8 protein-coding genes are annotated in these 4,805 nt (G+C 62.2%); 5 read left to right on the top strand and 3 right to left on the bottom strand.

Translation table 11 applies throughout. From position 1 onward, the window contains the following. Positions 1–551: ParB-like protein (locus EN935_RS22555; protein ID WP_127373624.1), on the top strand; the 551-nt coding region annotated here is incomplete at its 5' end. Positions 552–561: 10 nt separating this feature from the next. On the opposite strand, the gene EN935_RS22550 is transcribed toward EN935_RS22555, so the two are convergent. Then, entirely contained in the window at positions 562–1,392 is an 831-nt protein-coding gene (locus EN935_RS22550; protein ID WP_127263084.1) for an AraC family transcriptional regulator, read from the bottom strand. A gap of 85 nt (positions 1,393–1,477) precedes the next feature. On the opposite strand from EN935_RS22550, the gene EN935_RS22545 reads away from it, so the two are divergent. The 3 genes from EN935_RS22545 to EN935_RS22535 all read left to right on the top strand — a co-directional run bounded on the left by EN935_RS22545 (position 1,478) and on the right by EN935_RS22535 (position 3,145). Continuing rightward, a complete protein-coding gene (locus EN935_RS22545; protein ID WP_127263085.1) occupies positions 1,478–2,032 on the top strand; it encodes a hypothetical protein in 555 nt (184 codons plus the stop codon). A gap of 14 nt (positions 2,033–2,046) precedes the next feature. Next, the gene (locus EN935_RS22540; RefSeq protein ID WP_127263086.1) at positions 2,047–2,424 is read left to right on the top strand and encodes a VOC family protein; all 378 of its coding nucleotides are present in this window, start codon (positions 2,047–2,049) and stop codon (positions 2,422–2,424) included. 91 nt (positions 2,425–2,515) lie between these two features. Next, a complete protein-coding gene (locus tag EN935_RS22535; protein WP_023670949.1) occupies positions 2,516–3,145 on the top strand; it encodes a MarC family protein in 630 nt (209 codons plus the stop codon). A gap of 31 nt (positions 3,146–3,176) precedes the next feature. Here the strand turns inward: EN935_RS22535 and EN935_RS22530 are convergent, their stop codons facing one another. Then, entirely contained in the window at positions 3,177–3,602 is a 426-nt protein-coding gene (locus EN935_RS22530) for an OsmC family protein (protein ID WP_127263087.1), read from the bottom strand. Positions 3,603–3,737: 135 nt separating this feature from the next. Beyond that, complete coding sequence (locus EN935_RS22525; RefSeq protein WP_109669185.1) at positions 3,738–4,259, bottom strand: single-stranded DNA-binding protein; 522 nt, start codon at positions 4,257–4,259, stop codon at positions 3,738–3,740. Between the two features lie 226 nt (positions 4,260–4,485). Here EN935_RS22525 and EN935_RS22520 point away from each other — a divergent pair, with 226 nt between their 5' ends. Further along, positions 4,486–4,800 carry a metalloregulator ArsR/SmtB family transcription factor gene (locus EN935_RS22520; RefSeq protein ID WP_127263088.1) on the top strand — a complete coding sequence of 105 codons (315 nt, stop codon included), beginning with the start codon at positions 4,486–4,488 and terminating at the stop codon, positions 4,798–4,800. Positions 4,801–4,805: the final 5 nt, after the last annotated feature.

The raw sequence follows: 4,805 nt of genomic DNA, 5'->3' as shown, positions 1-4,805 counted from the left end.
GCATGAGAGAAGTTGCGTTGAAGCGCCAGATGATCCGGGCGCAAGACGCCAAGAAGAAGACCGGCACTTTTCTCGGCAAACACATGGTGCCGGTCGTATTGGGTCCCAAAAATCGCAACTACGTCACCGATCACCATCACCTCGCTCGCGCCCTGCTCGAGGAAGGCGTCAAGGACGTGCTTGTAACCGTGATCAGCGACCTGTCCGCGCTCGACAAGGACGCGTTTCTTTTCGTGCTCGATAACAGGGGCTGGATGCACCCGTTCGATGAGAACGGCCGGCGCCGCGATTACGCGGCAATTCCGAAGACAATCGGCGAGCTGATCGATGATCCCTACCGGAGCATGGCGGGCGAACTGCGTCGGATGGGCGGCTTTGCCAAGGACACGACGCCGTTCAGCGAATTCATCTGGGCAGATTTCCTTCGCCGGCGCATCGACAGGAATGCGGTGGCGAAGAATTTCGACAAGGCGATGAAGGAGGCAATGAGCCTGTCGAAGGGCAAGGACGCGGACTATCTTCCCGGCTGGTGTGGGCCGACATCGGATTGAGCTGCAAGCTTTAGCAGGCCGCCGCGCGGCGGGTGCGATACTGGCCCGGCGTCTCCCCCATGATTCGTCGAAAACGACGATTGAAGGTCGACAAATCGTTGAAGCCGGCCTCGAAGGCGATCGCCGAGATCGCATCGTCAGACATGCGCAGCCGCACCGCGGCCCTGTGCAGCCGGGTCTTGAGCAGGAACTGATAGGGCGTCATGCCCGCGACCTGCCGGAAGATGCGCAGGAAATGGTAGGGGCTGGTCGCCGTTTCATCGGCAAGCGCCGAAAGCGAGACCGATCCGTCGGCGTCCAGTTCGATCCGCCGCACTGCCTCGGCAACCCGTTTCTGATCGCGGCGGCTTGGTGCGCGCCCGACATGCGTAGCGCCAGAGGCTGTAGCCACGGCAGCACCGGCTATGCGCAGGGAAAGTTCCTCGAAGGCGCCGTTGTCGGCCATCTCGCGCGCGGTTTCAGCCTCGGCCAGCAGTGGCGCCAGGACCGGCAAAGGCGGCAGGCGTGGCGCCTCGAAGGCCAGCTTCCTGGCGCCCGGCACGCCAGCCGCGATCCGTTCCATGTAGGCCGGCCCGAAATGGAACGAGAGGCAACGGTCTCCGCTGCCGTGCTCGTGCCCGCATTCATAGCATGTGCCGGGATTGCCGAGCAGAAGCGCGCCGGGCGCCAGCATCGCCGTACCTTGTTGCGCACGGTAGCGGAACGTCCCGCTGGTGACCGCGGCGACACAGAAATCCTGATGTGCTTCCTCAAACGACCGGTCGCCGGCGCTAGCCGTGCAGATCACATCCGTCACGTGCCAGCCGGGTCCGGATGCGAGCGTATGCGTGGTCGCTGTCATGACCGGAATATAGCAATTTTTCCCAAGCCCAGAACCCCATCACCGCCTACTCCTCTCTGTCTCCTGACAAAAAGAGACCGGAACCATGTTCGATCAATCCTCCTTTGCCGAAGCCCTGCACAGCCCCGGACCAGTGGAAGGGCTCGCCGAAAAGCTGAGCCTTTACGGCCGCTTCGTCGGCGCCTGGACATTCGACGCCTCGCGCCATCTCGAGGACGGCACGGTGCTGACCGGGCGTGGCGAGGTGCATTTCGGCTGGGTGCTCGAAGGCCGGGCGATCCAGGATGTCTGGATCCTGCCCGCGCGGGGCACTGGCTCCCAGCCTTCGCTCGGCAAATGGACTTTCTACGGCACGACGCTGCGCGTCTATGATCCCAGCGCGGATGCCTGGCACATCTTCTGGAGCGATCCGCGCAACCAGTATTTTAGCCGCCAGCTCGGCCGCGCCGAGGGCGACACGATCGTGCAAGTGGGCGCCGACGGCACCGGTTCATCGGTGCGCTGGAGTTTTTCCCGTATCACCGAAGGCAGCTTCCGCTGGCTTGGCGAGCGCTCGCACGACGACGGCGCGACATGGCGGCTGGAGGTCGAGTTCCTGGCGCGCCGAGCGACAACAAGCTGGCACCGCAAGATATTGTAACAATGGAGAAAATCATGTTCGATCATATCTCGATCGGCGTCCGCGACGCCGCCGCCTCCAAGCGCTTCTATGATGCCGCACTGAAGCCGCTCGGCTACAGCTGTCTGAGCCAGTCACCGGGCTCGCTTGGTTATGGCGCTCAAAACGTCGTGTTATGGGTGAACGAGGCGGCTCGGCCTGTGCCGCCAGACGACAAATCCGGTCTGCATTTCTGCTTCGCCGCACCAACGCGGGCCAGCGTCGACACTTTCCATGCCGGCGCTCTGCGCGAAAGCGGCAGTGACAATGGTGCGCCGGGCCTGCGCGCCGACTATGGCGACAACTACTATGCCGCCTTTGTCGTCGACCCAGACGGCTATCGCATCGAGGCCTATTGCGGCGCTGCCGGCTAAACCCAGTTTCGCTGTCCTGACAGTTCCCACCGAACGGGCTTTGCTCTACCAATATGCTGGTGCGGGCACGGCCCGGCGGGAGGGGTCAGAGATGCCGAGCTTCGACAGCTTGTTCAACGCCTTCGTCACCATTCTCGTGACCATCGATCCGCCTGGCCTGGCGCCGCTGTTCCTCGCAGTGACACGCGGCATGAACCGCGAGGAGCGCCAGCAGGTTTCCGTCCGCGCCTCGATCATCGGTTTCCTGGTGATGGCGCTGTTTGCGGTTGCCGGCGCCTCGATCCTGTCGGTGTTCGGCATCACGCTGCCGGCCTTCCGCGTCGCCGGCGGTTTCCTCTTGTTCTTCATCGCCTTCGAAATGGTGTTCGAGCGCCGGCAGGACCGCAAGGAAAAGATTGGCGACGTCGCCATCACCAAGGACATGATCCACAACATCGCCGCCTTCCCGCTGGCGATCCCGCTGATTGCCGGACCCGGCGCCATTTCGGCGACTGTGCTGCTCTCCGGTTCGTTCCAGGGCTTTGCCGCGCAGGCGGCGCTGGTCGGCATTATCTTCGTCTGCCTCGCCATCACCTATCTGGTGTTCGTGCTGTCGGAACGCATCGACCGCATTCTCGGCCAGACCGGACGCTCGATCCTGACCCGGCTGCTCGGCGTCATCCTGGCGGCGCTGGCCGTGCAGTTCGTGGCGGATGGCATCAAGGCGCTGATGGCGGGCTGAACGGCGGTCCCTACTGCCTACTGCCTACTGCCTACTTCGCCGTCGTGTCGATCACTTCGAAATCGTGGGTAATCGTGGCGGTCTTGGCCAACATTGCGGAGGCCGAGCAATATTTTTCGATCGAGAGGTCAATTGCCCGTTTGACCTTGTCGGGCGAGAGCGCCCTGCCCTTGACGACGAAATGCATATGGATGCGGGTGAACACCCTGGGCTCGGTTTCGGCCCGGTCGGCGTCGAGTTCGACCACGCAGTCCTCGACCGCCTCGCGGCCCTTTTCGAGGATATGCACGACATCATAGGCCGAACAGCCGCCGGTGCCGATCAGCACCAGCTCCATCGGGCTCGGTCCCGGTGTCCTGCCTTCCGGTCCGGGGGCGGTTCCCAGCACGACCTTGTGGCCGCTGCCGGATTCGCCGACGAAGGTGCGCTCCTCAACCCATTTTACGCGTGCTTTCATCGAACTCGTCCTTCGCCATATTTCGTTGATCGCCAAATCAGCGTTCAATTCGACAATGCAAAACCCCGAAAGTCCATGAGGGACTCTCGGGGCGCAATGTTTGACTTAAGCCAAAAATAACATCTGCTGTTGCGATCAGAACGGAATCTCGTCGTCCAGTTCGCGCGACGAACCGCCACCGCCGCCGCTCTTGGCACCGCCACCACCGCGATTGAAGCCTTCGCTCGGGCTGGACTGGCCGAAATCGGAACCACGGGTGCTGCCGCCACCGGCATAGCCGCCGACCTGGCCGCCTTCGCCCTGTCCGCGTGCGTCGAGCATCTGCAGCTCGCCGCGGAATTTCTGCAGCACGACTTCGGTCGTGTACTTGTCGGCGCCGGTCTGGTCCTGCCATTTGCGCGTCTGCAGCTGGCCCTCGACATAGACCTTCATGCCCTTCTTCAGATACTGCTCGGCCACCTTGGCGATGCCCTCATTGAAGATGACGACGTTGTGCCACTCGGTCTTTTCCTTGCGCTCACCGGAATTCTTGTCGCGCCAGCTTTCCGAGGTGGCAATGCGAATGTTGACGACCGGCTCGCCCGAGTTCAGCCGGCGGATTTCAGGGTCCGCACCGAGGTTACCGACCAGAATGACCTTGTTGACGCTACCCGCCATGATATTTCTCCGCGCTCATCTGAAACAAATTTTTGTCGCAGCACCTTACAGGCTGCCGACGTCAGCCGCCTGCCATGGCTGCCTTTACCCACAAGGTTTTTGTTCCCTTTTCGTTCTTATCTGCATCCCTGCCGATTGTCAAGGAATGGCAGCAATGTCCGAAGGCCTCATATGGGTTTGAAAAGAGCGCTTGCCAAATCAATAAGTGAATGCTTATGCTTTGGCCATGATCGAAGCAGAGATTTTCCGGGCCCTGGCCGACCCCACGCGCCGCGCCGTTTTTGAGCGGCTCGCCGCCGGCGAGATGAGCGTATCGGAATTGCGCACCGGCATGACGGTGTCACAGCCCGCGGTGTCGCAGCATCTGGCGGTGCTGCGTGGCGCCGGCCTGGTGGTCGAGCGGCGTGTGGGCCGCAACGCATTTTACCGCGCCGACCCGCAGGGGCTCGCCCCCTTGCTCTCCTGGATCGAACGCTACCGGACCTTCTGGCCGGAGCGCATCGAAAGGCTGAAGGCCGTTTTGAAGGACATGGATCAATGAAGAAG

This window comes from Mesorhizobium sp. M7D.F.Ca.US.004.03.1.1 (genome assembly GCF_003998635.1).
Classification (GTDB): Bacteria; Pseudomonadota; Alphaproteobacteria; order Rhizobiales; family Rhizobiaceae; genus Mesorhizobium; species Mesorhizobium loti.
The sequence above is the reverse complement of the archived record's forward strand: the minus strand, read 5'-3'. Positions and strand labels throughout refer to the sequence as shown.

What these genes read in the sequence shown, in the direction of transcription:
- EN935_RS22540 (WP_127263086.1), top strand. Translation starts at nt 2,047, where the DNA reads ATGTTCGATCATATCTCGATCGGCGTCCGCGACGCCGCCGCCTCCAAG.
- EN935_RS22545 (WP_127263085.1), top strand. Translation starts at nt 1,478, where the DNA reads ATGTTCGATCAATCCTCCTTTGCCGAAGCCCTGCACAGCCCCGGACCA.
- EN935_RS22520 (WP_127263088.1), top strand. Translation starts at nt 4,486, where the DNA reads ATGATCGAAGCAGAGATTTTCCGGGCCCTGGCCGACCCCACGCGCCGC.
- EN935_RS22550 (WP_127263084.1), bottom strand. Translation starts at nt 1,392, where the DNA reads ATGACAGCGACCACGCATACGCTCGCATCCGGACCCGGCTGGCACGTG.
- EN935_RS22530 (WP_127263087.1), bottom strand. Translation starts at nt 3,602, where the DNA reads ATGAAAGCACGCGTAAAATGGGTTGAGGAGCGCACCTTCGTCGGCGAA.
- EN935_RS22525 (WP_109669185.1), bottom strand. Translation starts at nt 4,259, where the DNA reads ATGGCGGGTAGCGTCAACAAGGTCATTCTGGTCGGTAACCTCGGTGCG.
- EN935_RS22535 (WP_023670949.1), top strand. Translation starts at nt 2,516, where the DNA reads ATGCCGAGCTTCGACAGCTTGTTCAACGCCTTCGTCACCATTCTCGTG.